This is a genomic window from Aestuariivirga sp., from assembly GCF_044239095.1.
GTDB lineage: Bacteria > Pseudomonadota > Alphaproteobacteria > Rhizobiales > Aestuariivirgaceae > Aestuariivirga.
This window is the reverse complement of sequence record NZ_JBIICB010000012.1, coordinates 1-14,024: the sequence shown is the minus strand read 5'-3', so window position 1 is coordinate 14,024 and position 14,024 is coordinate 1. Positions and strand designations below refer to the sequence as shown.

13 protein-coding genes and 1 pseudogene are annotated in these 14,024 nt (G+C 62.1%); 11 read left to right on the top strand and 3 right to left on the bottom strand.

Translation table 11 applies throughout. The features are described from left to right. Positions 1–38 precede the first annotated feature (38 nt). From ACILRA_RS02210 to ACILRA_RS02195, 4 genes are all read left to right on the top strand, one after another. Positions 39–1,388 carry an Nramp family divalent metal transporter gene (locus ACILRA_RS02210; protein WP_395660458.1) on the top strand — a complete coding sequence of 450 codons (1,350 nt, stop codon included), beginning with the start codon at positions 39–41 and terminating at the stop codon, positions 1,386–1,388. Positions 1,389–1,434: 46 nt separating this feature from the next. Beyond that, positions 1,435–2,985 carry a glutamine-hydrolyzing GMP synthase gene (gene guaA, locus ACILRA_RS02205; protein ID WP_395660457.1) on the top strand — a complete coding sequence of 517 codons (1,551 nt, stop codon included), beginning with the start codon at positions 1,435–1,437 and terminating at the stop codon, positions 2,983–2,985. A gap of 192 nt (positions 2,986–3,177) precedes the next feature. Beyond that, on the top strand, positions 3,178–5,997 hold the full coding sequence (locus ACILRA_RS02200; protein WP_395660456.1) for a hypothetical protein: 2,820 nt from the start codon (positions 3,178–3,180) through the stop codon (positions 5,995–5,997). Continuing rightward, entirely contained in the window at positions 5,994–7,964 is a 1,971-nt protein-coding gene (locus ACILRA_RS02195) for a hypothetical protein (protein ID WP_395660455.1), read from the top strand. Before ACILRA_RS02200 ends, ACILRA_RS02195 begins: the two co-directional genes overlap by 4 nt. 30 nt (positions 7,965–7,994) lie before the next feature. On the opposite strand, the gene ACILRA_RS02190 is transcribed toward ACILRA_RS02195, so the two are convergent. Then, positions 7,995–8,186, bottom strand: coding sequence for a hypothetical protein (locus ACILRA_RS02190; RefSeq protein ID WP_395660454.1), 192 nt, complete (start codon positions 8,184–8,186; stop codon positions 7,995–7,997). Between the two features lie 170 nt (positions 8,187–8,356). On the opposite strand from ACILRA_RS02190, the gene ACILRA_RS02185 reads away from it, so the two are divergent. The 3 genes and pseudogenes from ACILRA_RS02185 to ACILRA_RS02175 all read left to right on the top strand — a co-directional run. Then, positions 8,357–8,569, top strand: coding sequence for a SlyX family protein (locus tag ACILRA_RS02185; protein WP_395660453.1), 213 nt, complete (start codon positions 8,357–8,359; stop codon positions 8,567–8,569). Positions 8,570–8,587: 18 nt separating this feature from the next. Continuing rightward, positions 8,588–8,734 (top strand): hypothetical protein, encoded by a 147-nt coding sequence (locus ACILRA_RS02180; protein WP_395660452.1) that lies wholly within the window; start codon positions 8,588–8,590, stop codon positions 8,732–8,734. A 12-nt stretch (positions 8,735–8,746) separates the two neighbouring features. Further along, positions 8,747–9,079, top strand: a pseudogene (locus ACILRA_RS02175) (GMP synthase (glutamine-hydrolyzing)); the annotation flags it as partial. A 171-nt stretch (positions 9,080–9,250) separates the two neighbouring features. Here the strand turns inward: ACILRA_RS02175 and ACILRA_RS02170 are convergent. Then, a complete protein-coding gene (locus ACILRA_RS02170; RefSeq protein WP_395660451.1) occupies positions 9,251–10,834 on the bottom strand; it encodes an AAA family ATPase in 1,584 nt (527 codons plus the stop codon). Positions 10,835–11,039: 205 nt separating this feature from the next. Between ACILRA_RS02170 and ACILRA_RS02165 the strand changes: the two genes are divergently transcribed. After that, positions 11,040–11,243 carry a hypothetical protein gene (locus ACILRA_RS02165; protein ID WP_395660475.1) on the top strand — a complete coding sequence of 68 codons (204 nt, stop codon included), beginning with the start codon at positions 11,040–11,042 and terminating at the stop codon, positions 11,241–11,243. 21 nt (positions 11,244–11,264) lie between these two features. On the opposite strand, the gene ACILRA_RS02160 is transcribed toward ACILRA_RS02165, so the two are convergent. Beyond that, positions 11,265–12,134, bottom strand: a complete 870-nt coding sequence (locus tag ACILRA_RS02160) for a lysostaphin resistance A-like protein (RefSeq protein ID WP_395660450.1) — start codon at positions 12,132–12,134, stop codon at positions 11,265–11,267. 186 nt (positions 12,135–12,320) lie between these two features. On the opposite strand from ACILRA_RS02160, the gene ACILRA_RS02155 reads away from it, so the two are divergent. The 3 genes from ACILRA_RS02155 to ACILRA_RS02145 all read left to right on the top strand — a co-directional run. Further along, entirely contained in the window at positions 12,321–12,572 is a 252-nt protein-coding gene (locus tag ACILRA_RS02155; protein ID WP_395660449.1) for a hypothetical protein, read from the top strand. A 52-nt stretch (positions 12,573–12,624) separates the two neighbouring features. Continuing rightward, a complete protein-coding gene (locus tag ACILRA_RS02150; RefSeq protein WP_395660448.1) occupies positions 12,625–13,488 on the top strand; it encodes a carbohydrate ABC transporter permease in 864 nt (287 codons plus the stop codon). After that, positions 13,485–14,024 (top strand): carbohydrate ABC transporter permease (locus ACILRA_RS02145; RefSeq protein ID WP_395660447.1); only part of this gene is annotated, 540 nt, incomplete at its 3' end. The genes ACILRA_RS02150 and ACILRA_RS02145, both read left to right, overlap by 4 nt.

Here is a 14,024-nt window from a genome sequence, read left to right as displayed (position 1 = left end):
CTATTGCCAAAGGTTTAGCCAATGCTAAACTTTATCCCATGCGGGATCATGACATCAACTCTGCCGGAGCAGATTCGGGCTGGCGCCGCGCGCGCGGGGAGCCGCCGCTGGTCGACGTCTTCCGCTCCATCAATGTCGCGGGCAAGGGCTCACGCTTCCGCCGCGCCATGGCCTTTGTGGGGCCGGGCTATCTGGTGGCCGTGGGTTACATGGACCCTGGCAACTGGGCCACCTCCATCGCGGGGGGCGCGCAGTTCGGCTATGCGCTGCTCGCCGTGGCGCTGATGTCCAACATCATGGCCATCATCCTGCAGTCGCTGTGCTCCCGGCTCGCCATCGGATCGGGCCGCGACCTGGCGCAGGCCTGCCGCGATGCCTATCCCCGTCCTGTAGCCTTCGTGCTGTGGGTCTTCGCTGAGATCGCCATCATTGCAACAGATATCGCGGAGGTGGTGGGCACGGCCATCGGCCTCAACCTGCTGTTCGGCATTCCGCTGGAGTTGGGCGTCATCATCACGGCGCTCGACGTGTTCCTGATCCTGTGGCTGCAGCGGCTGGGCTTCCGCTGGATCGAGGCCTTCATCATCACCCTGCTGGGCGTCATCTTCGTCTGCTTCTTCCTGCAGATCGCGCTGGCTGATCCTGACTGGGGCCAGGTTATCCGCGGCTTCGCGCCGACCGTGGACATCGTGCAGAACCCGGCCATGCTCTATCTGGCGCTCGGCATCATCGGCGCGACCGTCATGCCGCACAATCTCTACCTCCATTCCGGCATCGTGCAGACCAGGGCCTATGGCCACACCCTGCCCGAAAAGCGCGAGGCGCTGCGCTTCGCCACCTGGGATTCGACCGTGGCGCTGATGTTCGCGCTGCTGGTCAATGCCTCGATCCTGATCCTCGCCGCCGCCACCTTTTACAAGGGAGGCCACACGACGGTTGCGGAGATCGGGGAGGCCCATTCCATGCTGGCCCCGCTGGTGGGCTCCATGCTGGCGCCGAAGCTCTTCGCCATCGCGCTTTTGTGCTGCGGCCTCAACTCCACGGTGACAGCCACCATGGCGGGCCAGATCGTGATGGAGGGCTTCCTCGACATCCGGCTCCCCGCCTGGATGCGCCGCCTCTTCACCCGAATCGTTGCCATCGTGCCTGCCGCGGCGGTGACGCTCTATTACGGCGCGGAGGGGACTGGCACGCTGCTGATCCTCAGCCAGGTGATTCTCGCCTTCCAGCTGCCCTTCGCCATCGTGCCTCTCGTGATGTTCACGCGCGACCGGGCGAAGATGGGCGGGCTGGTCTCGCCCCTCTGGCTCACCGGCGTCGCCGCCGTGATCGCGGCCATCATCATCTGCCTCAACGTGAAGCTCCTGTGGGACATCTTCCTGGGCTGAAAAAGCCGATCTTGCAGACTCCGCCCATCTTCCTTAATCACCCGTCATGCAAGACCGCATCCTCATCATCGATTTCGGCTCCCAGGTCACCCAGCTCATCGCCCGGCGCATTCGCGAGGCGGGGGTCTATTCGGAAATCGTGCCCTTCCAGTCGGCCGAGAAGGCGCTGGACTGGCCGGGCCTCAAGGGCATCATCCTGTCGGGCGGGCCCGCCTCCGTGCATGAGGGAGGCTCCCCCCGCGCGCCTGAGCGCGTCTTCACCCGCGGCCTTCCCGTGCTCGGCATCTGCTATGGCGAGCAGACCATGTGCGCGCAGCTCGGCGGCAAGGTGGAGCCCTCGGACCATCGCGAGTTCGGCAAGGCCTTTGTCGATGTGAAGGAGCCGAACGCGCTCTTCGACGGCGTGTGGGAAAAGGGCGAGCGCCACCAGGTGTGGATGAGCCATGGTGACCGCGTCACCGCCATTCCGCCCGGCTTCAAGGCCATCGCCACATCGGAAGGCGCCCCCTTCGCGGCTATCGCCGACGAGAACCGGCAGTTCTACGCCACGCAGTTCCACATGGAGGTCGTCCACACGCCGGATGGTGCGAAGCTCCTCGCCAATTTCGCGCGCGAGATCTGCGGCTGCAAGGGCGACTGGTCCATGGCGCATTTCAAGTCGGAGATGGTGCACAAGATCAAGAAGCAGGTGGGCTTCGAGCGCGTCATCTGCGGCCTCTCCGGCGGTGTGGATTCCGCCGTCACCGCCGTGCTGATCCATGAGGCGATCGGCGAGCAGCTCACCTGTATCTTCGTCGACCACGGTCTGATGCGCCTCAACGAGGCCGCGGAAGTGGTCAAGCTGTTCCGCGAGGCTTACAATATCCGGCTGATCCACGTCGATGCCTCGAAGCTCTTCCTCGATGCGCTGGCCGGCGTCACCGACCCGGAGCAGAAGCGCAAGACCATCGGCCGCCTGTTCATCGAGGTGTTCGAGGCCGAGGCCAAGAAGATCGGCGGCGCCTCCTTCCTCGCGCAGGGCACGCTTTATCCGGATGTGATCGAGAGCGTCTCCTTCACCGGCGGCCCCTCCGTCACCATCAAGTCGCACCACAATGTGGGCGGGTTGCCGGAGCGGATGAACATGAAGCTTGTCGAGCCGCTGCGCGAACTCTTCAAGGACGAGGTGCGCCTGCTCGGCCAGGAGCTGGGCCTGCCCGCCCATTTCGTCGGCCGCCACCCCTTCCCGGGTCCCGGCCTCGCCATCCGGATCCCGCATGATGACGTGACGGTGGAGAAGCTCGACATCCTCCGCAAGGCCGATGCCATCTACCTCGACGAGATCCGCAAGGCCGGCCTCTATGACGCCATCTGGCAGGCCTTCGCCGTGCTGCTTCCGGTTCGCACCGTGGGCGTCATGGGCGACGGCCGCACCTACGACCGCGTCCTGGGCCTGCGCGCCGTCACCTCCACCGATGGCATGACGGCGGAAAGCTACCCCTTCGACCACGCCTTCCTCGCCCGCGTCTGCACCCGCATCATCAACGAGGTGAAGGGCGTGAGCCGCGTTGTCTACGACGTGACGAGCAAGCCGCCGGGCACGATTGAGTGGGAATAAGCGCGTAACGCAGCGGTCAGACCGCATCGGCTGCTCAGACCGAACCCCGAATGCCGCACCCCATGTGGGGTGTATGGGCAAATATTTGCATAAATGCTATTGACATTGTGGCTCCATCATTTATCTCCATGTAGGCATTTTTGCGTAAAGTTCGTAAGACTTCTCCGTTCTCGATGACATGGGGCGAGCGTCATGACTGTTGTCTTCCGTTACCGGCAACTGCGGGCGCCGCGTGAACTGAGCGCGCAGCCGCTCCGCACATTGCGTTATCCGCGCCGCAAGGGTGATGTTGAAGCATCAACAGGAAGTGACACAGCGGCCAAATCCGCCATGGCGGCAAAGGGCGCGCAGCTGCGCGTGGCTTACGACGATAACTCGGCCTTCGCTGATTTGTCCGGGGATGTTCCGAAGTCAGGCAGAAAGCAAAAGAGGCCCAAGAAGGCGGGTCCGCCAGCGGCGATCACCGGCACACCCATGCAGCGCGCGGATGCTTTGCTGTCGAGCCAGCGGGCGGTTCCCGCCGATCGCGTCAACAGCCGTATCGCGTTCCTGGACGAGCTGGTCGCCTTCTCCTCCCGGCTGGACGATGTGGAGGGCAAGCTCAGCGGGGCGGATGCCCTGGCGCTTCTGAAGGACTGGAAGACCACCGGGAAATCCACGGCCGCAAAGAACGATGCTGCCATGATCATCGGCGATGATCGCTGGCCGGCGCTTCGCGTGGCGGTCGGCGACACGCTGATCGCCGTCACCCTGCTGCGCCAGCTGCAGCGCGTGGAGCAGCTGGTCCGCCTGTTCAGGGCGATCGGCCTCATTGAGGCGCTGGCTGCCGGCGGGGATGCGCTGCCAGCGGAGACGGTGGCCGCGCTGTACATGGATCGCATCGTCATCCTGCCGGAGTGGCTGCGCGGCGGGCCGGGGGCTCTGAAGGGCGGAACGAGCCTGAAAAGCGGCTCGCTTGCCCCAGGGGCTGGCATGCTGGTCCGCAGCCCTGCCTTCAGCGACCATGTCGTGGTGCGCGAGGAATGGAGCTGCTACGTTCCTGGAGAAATCGCCCACGTCGAGAACGTGTTGCGCGGCGAACGCAAGACGCGGGAGCACCGGCGGTTGAGCGAGACCGAGACGACCGAGTTGCTCGATCGCAACACGCTGAACGTGACGGAGCACAACCAGCAGACCACGGAGCGGAACAGCCTGCAGGAAGAGGCATCGAGCCAGACGCAGGTCGAGATTGGCGTTGAAGGGCAGGTGGACGTTGCCGCTCAATATGGCCCCACATCGATCGCCACCCATTTCGGCGCCTCCGTCAATTTCTCCAGCTCGGAAGCCCGGCGCAAGGCCTCCGAACAGTCGCAGGAAATTGTCAGCCGCTCGATCGAGCGCGTGGAAAGCAACGTGCGTGAGGCGCGGACGACGCGGACGCTGACCCAGGTCAAGGAAATCAACGGCCATCTGATCGACAACAGCGTGGCTCCGTCCGGCCATGTCGTCGGCGTCTACCGCTGGCTGGACAAGATCAACCGGCTGCAGCTTGTACGCTACCGCCACCGCTTCGTGCTGGAGTTTGAGGTGCCGGAGCCTGCGGCCTATCTGCGCTGGCTCGCAACCAAGCAGCCGCCACCCGCCGTCAATGTGGAGCCGCCGCCGCCCTTCACCAACACAGCCAATAATCCGCTGAAGCCGAGCGACATCGACCGCAACAACTACGCCGGCTATGTCGCGAAGTTCAAGGCGACGGGCGTCGTCGGCCCGCCGGATGACATGGTCTTCGTCACCGCCGCCAAGTCCTTTTCCAGCGACGCGGCAATCCCCAACAACCGCAACGCCATGGTCGAGGTGCCGCCCAGCATCGTCGGCTCCATCGAGGTCCCGGTGCCGAAGGACTATGAGGCGGCCTCCGCGACTTTCTCGATGGGTGCCGTTCCGGCCCTGTTCAAGTGGCACGACCAGGAGGAGACGGCAGGCGACAAGTACATGAGCGAGAAGCTTGGCTATCACGTCGTGGTCGGCGTCTTCACCTTCAGCGGGGCGGTGCTCAAGCTGGTCCCGCCCGTGAGTACCACGGTGCGCAGCACGTCCGGCAATTCCGGCGTGCCTTACCGCGATGCCTGGACGACGGTGTCCGGGCAGGTGCAAGGCCTGCCGAGCGGTGGGGCCGGCACCGGCACGGTGAGTGCGGGCGTTTCGATCGGCGGCACCTACCGTGCCACTGTCAGTCTGCGGGTACACTGCGTGCTGCAGGCGAACGTCATGGATCAGTGGCGGCTTGATGTTTATGATCGTCTGCGCGCCGCCCACAGCGCCGCCGAGGCCGCCTATCGCGAGGCGAAGAACGCCGCGGAGGTGCGTGCTGGCATCACCTTCACCGAGCGTTCGCCGCTGCGCAATGCGGAGATCGTCCGCGAGGAGCTGAAGCGCCAGGTCATCGAGATGCTGATCGGCGCCCGCTTCGACGGCATCGAAGGGCTGGAGCAACCCGTGGATGCTGCACGCGGACCTTCGCCGGATTTTCCCGCCGTGGCGGCAAGCGCCCCCCTGATCCAGTTCCTCGAGCAGGCCTTCGAGTGGGGCAACATGACCTATGTGCTCTATCCCTATTTCTGGACATCGCGTGAGCGCTGGCCAATGCTGCAGCCGCAGGATGGCGCTGATCCGGCCTTCGTGCGCTTCCTGCGCAGCGGGTCGGCGCGCATTGCCCTCCCGGCCCGCCCGGGTTTCGAATGGGCAGTGATTTACTACAATCTGTTCGGAGTTCCCTGGCTCGGTGGCGCGCCTCCCATTCCGGATGACCCGCTTTATGTTTCCGTCGCCCAGGAAATCCAGGAGCAGATGAGTGGCCCGGATGAGGGCGAGCCGGGCGACATGTGGGAGGTGAAGCTGCCCACCACGCTGGTGTGGATCGACCCGGATCCCGCCATGCCCAAGTGCAACACTGCCCGCCGGCTCATCGGCACGCCCCTCATCGACCTGTGCGGTGACGCTTGTAATCCGGCACCCGCGCCCAACCCGCCGTGAGCCGCTATTGTGACCTGATCGGCCACGAGATCGCCAAGGACCTGCTTCGCGACACCGTCTTCGCCGAACTCTTCATCCCCGTTCTCCGGCCTGTGTTCTCGGTGGTGATGCAGACCGCCGTGGCGCTCGCCCGGGGTAACCCGGATGACGACACCTCGTCCTATCAGGCACTGGCCAGGCTGCTGGCGCCGCCGGGCACGGCGCTGCCGCCGCTGGACCGTCACGACTTCCAGGCCAATCCTTTCGATCCCGATCCAGCGGCCTTCACCGAACCCGAAGCGCGGCTTGCGCAGTGGGTCGCCCGGCTCCTCGCAGCGGTTGCACGCTCCGCAATCGCCACCAGTGTTGCCGACGAAGCGCCCAGCAGTGATGCTCCTCCGCCACGCACTGAGCCGGCGCAAACCGTGGAAGAGGCTGCAACACGTGAGCTCGGGGGCACCGAGCAGGGGCGCAGGACGTTGCAGGCGATGCGTGATGCAGGTCTGTTCCAAGCGGCAGCCGAGGCGGAGTCCAGTGCCGAGGCCGGGGTGGCGGGGGCCGTCGCTGTGCCGGTCGCCTTGGTTCGCTTTCTTAATGCTGTGGCAAACTGGCTGGCCGCCGTCTGTCCGGATCTCCGCTGGATGCCCGCTGCGATCACCGAGGAAATCGCGCTCACCACCGCGCGCGCCGGGATCGCCGCCGCCATGGCGACCGCGGTGGAGCGCATCCCCTTCAATGTCCGCTCGTCGCGCAGTATCGGCCCATATGTCCATAAGCGGATCGAGGAGCGATACGAGTCCTGGCGCAGCCCCGTCGCCGACGTGATCTCGGAGCGGTGGAACCCGATGGTGAATTTTGTCGAGAACGTGGTCATCGGGCCCACCAGCGGCGGCTCGCCACTGCCGATTGGCAGTGTGACGGGTGCGCTCGACCTTGACTTGTTCTTCCGCTGCCTGCGCTTTGCGCTCGCCAGCAAGAAGATCCATCGGGAGACCTGGTTGCGCGCCGACCTCATCGACCGCGCCCGGCTCGAGATCTGGGAGATCAAGCCACTGCTCGGTGTGGTCGGCGGCGTGTGGCAGGAGGCAACCTACCGCAACAGCTTCAACCTACTGCGCGGACTTCTGCATTGCTCCGGTTACAGGCCCTTGACCGGTCCGCTGACCCCGGGCGGCTCGCTGATTTCGCCGGGCATGCCGGGCAGGGGCGTGAGCGGCGGCGCCTTGAGCGCGCTCAACCCCATCGACGTTTCGGTGCAGGCCAATCTGCCCGCTGTTGCCATTCCCTTTCAGGTCAGCGTCCTGCCCGGCCTGATCCCCTATGCCGTGTTCCGCTCGCCCAGCCAGCGCGAGATCGAACTGGCGCTCACCCTGCTGGTCGGCCGCGCATTGCTCGAGGCGCTGCGGCAAGCGCGGCGGGCAGCGCGCGAGATCGGCCGCCTGGTCGACGAGGCGCTCGAGGAACTCGGAGAATGGGCGACGCCCGAAAACATCGTCAAGGCGGTGCTGGCGATCGTGATCGTGCTGCTCGCGCTGGCGGCCGTCTTCTTTACGGGTGGCGGTGCAGCCGTTGGTGGCGGCGCGGCAGCCGGGGGCGGTGCGACGGCGGGTGCAGGCGGCGCGGCGGTCGTGGGCGGCGAGGCTATAGGGGCAGGGGTCGCAGCGGCGGGCGCCGAGGCCGGCCTCGGTGCCGCCGTGGCCGAGGGTTTTGCGGCCTTCATGACCTTCCTGGAAGGCTTGGGGCCGGTCATGCTCCGTGCCGTGCCCGCTGCCGGAGGCATCATCATCACCGTGCCGCCGGAGCGCTCTCCAGCCACCGGTCCGTCCGAGACGACGATGATCAACCTCCACGGCATCAGCCTCGATGGCCTGCCAATTGAATCCGCCGGTCCCTTCATGGCTGGTCTCGGTTCCACGTTGGAGCTTGCTCTCAGCGACGTCGCCCGCCGCCTCCGCGCGCGGCCGAGATCTCCGGCCCGGGTCGCCTGATCCGTCGTCCTCCCGCCTGGAACGCAGATTTCATTGAACCGTCTGCATCAGCCAACTGCCAATGACGAGCACCACGAGTCCGGCCCCGAACACCATGGCCCCAATGTTCAGCTTCTCCTTCGGATCGAGCAGGCCGATGAAGAAGCCGATGGTCAGCGGGAGCAGGCCCAGCGCCATCAGGCCCGATCCCAGGAACGTCAGCGGCAGGGCCTCGTGTGTCATGGCGTGAACTGGGTTTCGCCTGATGCAAGCCCAGGGCGTAGATTTGGCGCCGGAAGCGTGTCCGGGGCAATTTCTTCCTGACCTTCGGCCACGCCTGCAGCATCAGCCGCTTTGAGGCGCGCCGCCTCCTGTGCTTGAATGGCCGCATGCCGGATAGCGGGAGAATTCACATGCCAGGGCCCGAGCAGGACAGCCGCATCGCGGAGATCGAGCTGCGCGTTGCCGAGCAGGACAGGACCATTGCCGACCTCAACGAGATGGTCGTCGCACAATGGAAGAAGATCGACGCGTTGGAGCGTCGGCTGGGCGAGCTCCGGGAGGAGTTCGACACCGCGGCGCTTGCCCGTTCCGATGCGCCGGAGGCTCCTCCGCCGCATTACTGAGGAATGGACCAGGCAAGCATGACGGCCAGAACCTTCATTCTCGGCGTGGGGGCCCAGAAGGCGGGCACCACCTGGCTCTTCCACCGCCTCGCGGGCGCGCCCAACGCGTCCATGGGGCTGGTGAAGGAGTATAACATTTGGAATGCGCTCACGCTTCCGCTGTGAGGCAAGTTCGTGGTGGCGCCCGAGAAGCTCGACATCCTCCGCAAGGCCGATGCCATCTACCTCGACGAGATCCGCAAGGCCGGCCTCTATGATGCGATCTGGCAGGCCTTCGCCGTGCTGCTGCCCGTGCGCACCGTGGGCGTCATGGGCGACGGCCGCACCTATGACCGCGTGCTGGGCCTGCGCGCCGTCACCTCCACCGATGGGATGACGGCGGAGTCCTATCCCTTCGATCATTCCTTCCTCGCCCGCGTCTGCACCCGCATCATCAACGAGGTGAAGGGCGTGAGCCGCGTTGTCTACGACGTGACGAGCAAGCCGCCGGGCACGATTGAGTGGGAGTGATATCCGAAGCTACCTCAATTACCTTGGAATTAATGGAGTGCACTGCGGCAAGGATTGATTGAGAATTATCCTATCAATTGCAGCAAATGAGGACCTGTGCAAGCCGTCTCACAGCGAGCAAGGAATAATAAATGATATAATCATGTAATTCTAAATTAGTTCTGCACAGCTTTAGTTGCATCGAAAAAGGGTGCTCTCTAGCTCATGGTAAACTGTCATTCCAGGTTTAATCAAAGGTGCCAAGACGTTTCGAGCGAATGAGGGTGCGTCATTACCACACCTATTGAGTTTGAGAATACTTCGGAGACTGTTGAAGATTGCTCCGGCTGCAGGCTTAAGATCATCATCAGGGTATTCTCGTCCGACACTAGCGTCGATTGCTCGCCTCTTGGCGTCTAGAACCGCAGTCAGTTCGGTGGCACGCCCCACACTTTCGCACAACTTCGTCAAAACCTCGTCATCATAAAGGTATGCCTCGATGTTACGGCGGTTTAGCACAGTGATTCCTTGTCTGTTAAACTCAATGACATCAGACTCCGAATGATCGTCTCTATCAATTAATCTGCGCACGGTGATTCCTGGAACTACGTTTGGAAATGCTAATGCGAATTGCATACGATCCCTTGAAACTTCTTTAGAGCTGCCACCCGAGATAAACTTCGTATCAGGATACCTTTCTGAGAAGATTATCTCATAGCAACGCGCATCATGCTCTTCGTTCCTCAGTTGGTGCTGAGATTTTGGACTGCCTTCGCAGACTATCAGTTCCTTCGGTGCAATTAACTCAGCCAGATCGTCAAGCGCGACCTTAAGTATTCGCTCCCAAAATGCACGATTTGGGCTGATTGGACTTATCTCTACAGTTCCATCAAAATCATGACCCTCAAAATCCAAGAAAACAACGTCATCAGGATACTGCTCATAAAGATATCGCGACTTCCTCATCATGCCGATTGAATGCGTGGCTATCCACAACTGGGATCCGATTGGGATAAGCCTATACAACTCCTCGAGAAGTGCGCCTTGAAGTCTGGTGTTCATGTGTAGTTCAGGCTCATCAATGGCATAAACGGTGTCGTCGTAGGTGCGAGCCTTAACTACCATATCCAACAGAAGGTCGAATGCCGCCTTCTCTCCACCCGACAGATTCTTGTAGCTGAAGCCTTTTGTACTACCCTTTGTAAATCGGAAGGTGCCGTCCTGAAGAGGGTTGCCTAGAGTATTCAAGTCTAATTCTGGAAATAGTCTTCGGACAGATTCCCCAATGGTGCCGATCGCAGCTTTACGGAATTCACCAAGAGTTAAGTTAGCATCATGTCGATCAAATGCATCTTGAAGTGCATTTGACGCCAGTCGCTGAAAATTATCAGATACTGCTCCATCCTGATCAATCATTCTGCGGACGCGAAACTGATCTGTAGGTTCTGGTAACCTCTGCAGGGAATTTAGATTAAACTCCGGATCGTTCCGGTACGCGGAACGCAGATAAAAGCTCTTCCGTCCGGCGCCTCCGCTATAAAAGTCAATCGCAACTTGGTTTTGCCATCCAGCGTTTGTCTGATCGCGCCTGTAGTAGATGTCGTCCCAATGTAAGCCAGAATGATGAGCTTGTTGCCATACTGAGAAAGCGTCAAAGAGAGATGACTTTCCGGATCCGTTTGGACCGGCGATCACAACCAGTTTGGCCGGTGGAAGAAAGATGCGAAGATCCTCAAATCGGCGGAAATGCTTAATGTTGATACTTCTGATCTTCATTGTATCTCCAAATATTGGTAGCATGAAAACAGAATCACATTGAAGAAAAACATTAACTGATCTTTGGCGTATCTATCAACAGGGAGTGCCTGTTAAGGGGTGGCAATTTTTTCTTCGGCTTGATGGCGGCTCATGTGGTTTTGACAACCTGTATCGGCCAGATGCGCAAGGTGATCGATTTCAATGTTTGTTCTGCCAAATTTAGATTGAAAGCCCGCCCTTCATGTACATTCGTGCCATAGTTGTCGCTGACCACATCTTGACGGTCGGCATGACGGCGGAGTCCTACCCCTTCGATCATTCCTTTCTAGCCCGCGTCTGCACCCGCATCATCAACGAGGTGAAGGGCGTGAGCCGCGTGGTTTACAACGTGACGAGCAAGCCGCCGGGCACCATCGAGTGGGAGTGACGGGAACCGGATTGACGGGGCTCACCCCTTGCGGTTCCAGGGGGCGGGCACCATGTGGCCGCGGCGGATGGCGATCACCAGCAGCATGATACCGGTGATGGTGCAGAGGATGAGCGCAAACACCGACTGTTCCATGCCGAAGTTGCCACCCGTGTAGAACGTTGGACCCTCGATCCTGGACTGAAGCAGGCCCGGGAGTGCAACGCTGCCCGACACGATGCCGCCGAAGACCGCTGATTGCACATAGTTCCACAGCATGTGGAAGCCGATGGCCATCCACAGCCGCCGCGTGACCAGATAGGCAGCCGCCAGCAAGAGGCCCGCCTCGATGGCGATGTAGATTGCGCCAGCAATCGTGCCATCGGGATTGAGCAGATGGACGATCCCGAAGACCAGTGACGAGACGACGATTGCGATCCAGCTGCCGGCCATGTCCTCGATGGACTTGAACAGCACGCCGCGGAACAGCAGCTCCTCGAAGATCGATGATTTCACAGCCAACGCTACCCCCGGTATCATGTAGGACAAGGGGTTCAGTCCGTCGAAACGATACATGCCCCACACCATCAGCAGCAGCACGCAACCCGTATAGAGCATGATGCCGATCAGGCCGCCGATGGCCCATTCGCGGCCAGCGCCTTGCAGGGACAGCTCGGTCACCGCGCGGCGCTCGATCAGTCGTCCCCAGGCGACATAAATGGCGATCACCACCAGCGCCAGGGCGATCGCCACGGCGGCGGCAAGCACGGGCGTGTCCTTGAACCGCTCCATGATGCCATCCGACCGCGCCATCAGGTAGAACACGATCCCGCCCAGAACGATCAGGCGGGTCAGGGGGAATTGCAGGATGCGCAACCAAAGCGGTTCGGCCGGGACAGCTGTTTGCATCATGGTGCCTCTGAGGTTCGTGATCTCGTTCCTGCCGCCCGTCTCGATACACCTGATGGACGCGTCAGACAATCCGCCGCGCCATTTCCGTGTGATCAATGCAACGAAGGCGTGCTGTGGTGTAGCGTCCCTTGCCGGGCCGGGTTTCCCTGAATCTGCCGGGTTTTGTCCGGGCCGCTCCACGCGCTGGTGCGGCGGGCGCTCAGCTTGGGCCAGATTCCAAATTCTCGCCGTCATGCCAGCGAAAGCTGGCATCCCGCTTTTGCTGCGGCACATGCTCTGGCCTTCCTGGAGCAGGATAATCGCATCTACAAGCCCGGCAGCCTGATTCTCAGCGGTTATGAGGTCTATGGTCTTCACAAGGCCGGCATCATCACCGAGCTTCTGCCGTCCTGGCGCGATGAGGAGCCTGTCCTTCCCCCCGGCGAGGCGTCGCAGTGATCAAGCCGCTCCTTGACGCGCGCCCCGGCCTGAAGGCATCCTCGGCCGTGTAATGTCCCGTCTGCTTGCTCCCCCTGCGATGCTTCTTCCCGCCCTGCTCGTCATGCTGGTGAGCGGCATCGTGCCTGCAGCGTTCGTCGCTTATTATTCCGTGCACGATACATTTGCCGGAAACAGCTTCGTGTGGGTCGGGGCGGACTGGTATGTGAGCGTGCTCTCCTCGCCCGAATTCTGGCGGGCGCTGGCCAGAAGCCTGGGCTTCGCCGCGCTGGTGCTGCTGATCGAGATTCCGCTCGGTATTTATATCGCGCTCAGGCTGCCGCCCTCCGGGCCTGTCGCTTCTCTGCTGATCGTGCTGCTCGCCATCCCGCTGCTCGCGCCGCTGATTGTTGTCGGCTATTTGTGGAAGGTGATGTCGGCGCCGGCGATCGGCCTGCTGCCGGCTGCCGCGGGCCTCCTGGGCCTCGGCTATGACATGAACAATCCGGTGGTGGTCTGGGCGACACTGCTGCTGATGGACGCCTGGCACTGGACCAGCCTCGTGGTGCTGCTCTGCTATGCCGGGCTGCGCGCCATACCTGTCGACTACTACCGCGCCGCGCGGATCGACGGGGCGGGGGCATGGGCGGTCTTCCGCCATATCCAGCTGCCGCGGCTCCGTCTCGTGCTGCTGATCGCGATCCTGCTCCGGTTGATGGACAGCCTGATGATCTATGCCGAGGCCTATGTCGTGACGCGCGGCGGCCCGGGCGTGTCAACGACCTTCCTCTCCCATGAACTGGTCCAGACTGCGACGGTCGAGTTCGATCTCGGGCAGGGCGGAGCGATGTCGATCATCTACCTTGCATTCGTGCTGGCCATCTCCTGGGCGTTCTTCGCGCTGATCGTGCCGGGCAGGCGGGGAGAGCGCGCATGACCCGGCGCATTCCCCTGGCCCCCATCGTCTATGTCGTGCTGCTCATGACGCCGGTCTACTGGCTGGTGGCGATGAGCTTCAAGACCAACGCCGAGATCGCGGGTGGCCTCACCTTCTATCCGCATGAGGCAAGTCTCGCCAACTACCGGCTGATTTTCACCGACCCCGACTGGTACATGGGCTACGTCAACGCCATCGTCTATGCCGCGCTCAACGTCACGATCTCGGTGGGCGTGGCCTTGCCCGCCGCCTATGCCTTCTCGCGGCATGACTTCTTCGGCCACAGGACGCTGTTCTTTTCCCTTCTCATGTTCCGGATGCTGTCGCCCGCCATCCTGCTTGCGCCCTTCGTCCAGATCTTCTCGGATCTCGGCATGATCGACACCCACCTGGCGGTTGCCATTGCGCACTGTTTCTTCAACGTGCCGCTGGCGATCTGGATTCTCGAGGGCTTCATCTCCGCCATCCCGCGCGAGATGGATGAGAGCGCGATGATCGACGGCCATAGCCGTTCCTCCTTCCTGCTGCGCATCCTC

Coding starts and splice junctions, on each gene's coding strand:
- ACILRA_RS02210 (WP_395660458.1), top strand. CDS start 39: ATGCGGGATCATGACATCAACTCTGCCGGAGCAGATTCGGGCTGGCGC.
- guaA (WP_395660457.1), top strand. CDS start 1,435: ATGCAAGACCGCATCCTCATCATCGATTTCGGCTCCCAGGTCACCCAG.
- ACILRA_RS02160 (WP_395660450.1), bottom strand. CDS start 12,134: ATGATGCAAACAGCTGTCCCGGCCGAACCGCTTTGGTTGCGCATCCTG.
- ACILRA_RS02180 (WP_395660452.1), top strand. CDS start 8,588: ATGACGGCCAGAACCTTCATTCTCGGCGTGGGGGCCCAGAAGGCGGGC.
- ACILRA_RS02150 (WP_395660448.1), top strand. CDS start 12,625: ATGTCCCGTCTGCTTGCTCCCCCTGCGATGCTTCTTCCCGCCCTGCTC.
- ACILRA_RS02170 (WP_395660451.1), bottom strand. CDS start 10,834: ATGAAGATCAGAAGTATCAACATTAAGCATTTCCGCCGATTTGAGGAT.
- ACILRA_RS02190 (WP_395660454.1), bottom strand. CDS start 8,186: ATGACACACGAGGCCCTGCCGCTGACGTTCCTGGGATCGGGCCTGATG.
- ACILRA_RS02200 (WP_395660456.1), top strand. CDS start 3,178: ATGACTGTTGTCTTCCGTTACCGGCAACTGCGGGCGCCGCGTGAACTG.
- ACILRA_RS02185 (WP_395660453.1), top strand. CDS start 8,357: ATGCCAGGGCCCGAGCAGGACAGCCGCATCGCGGAGATCGAGCTGCGC.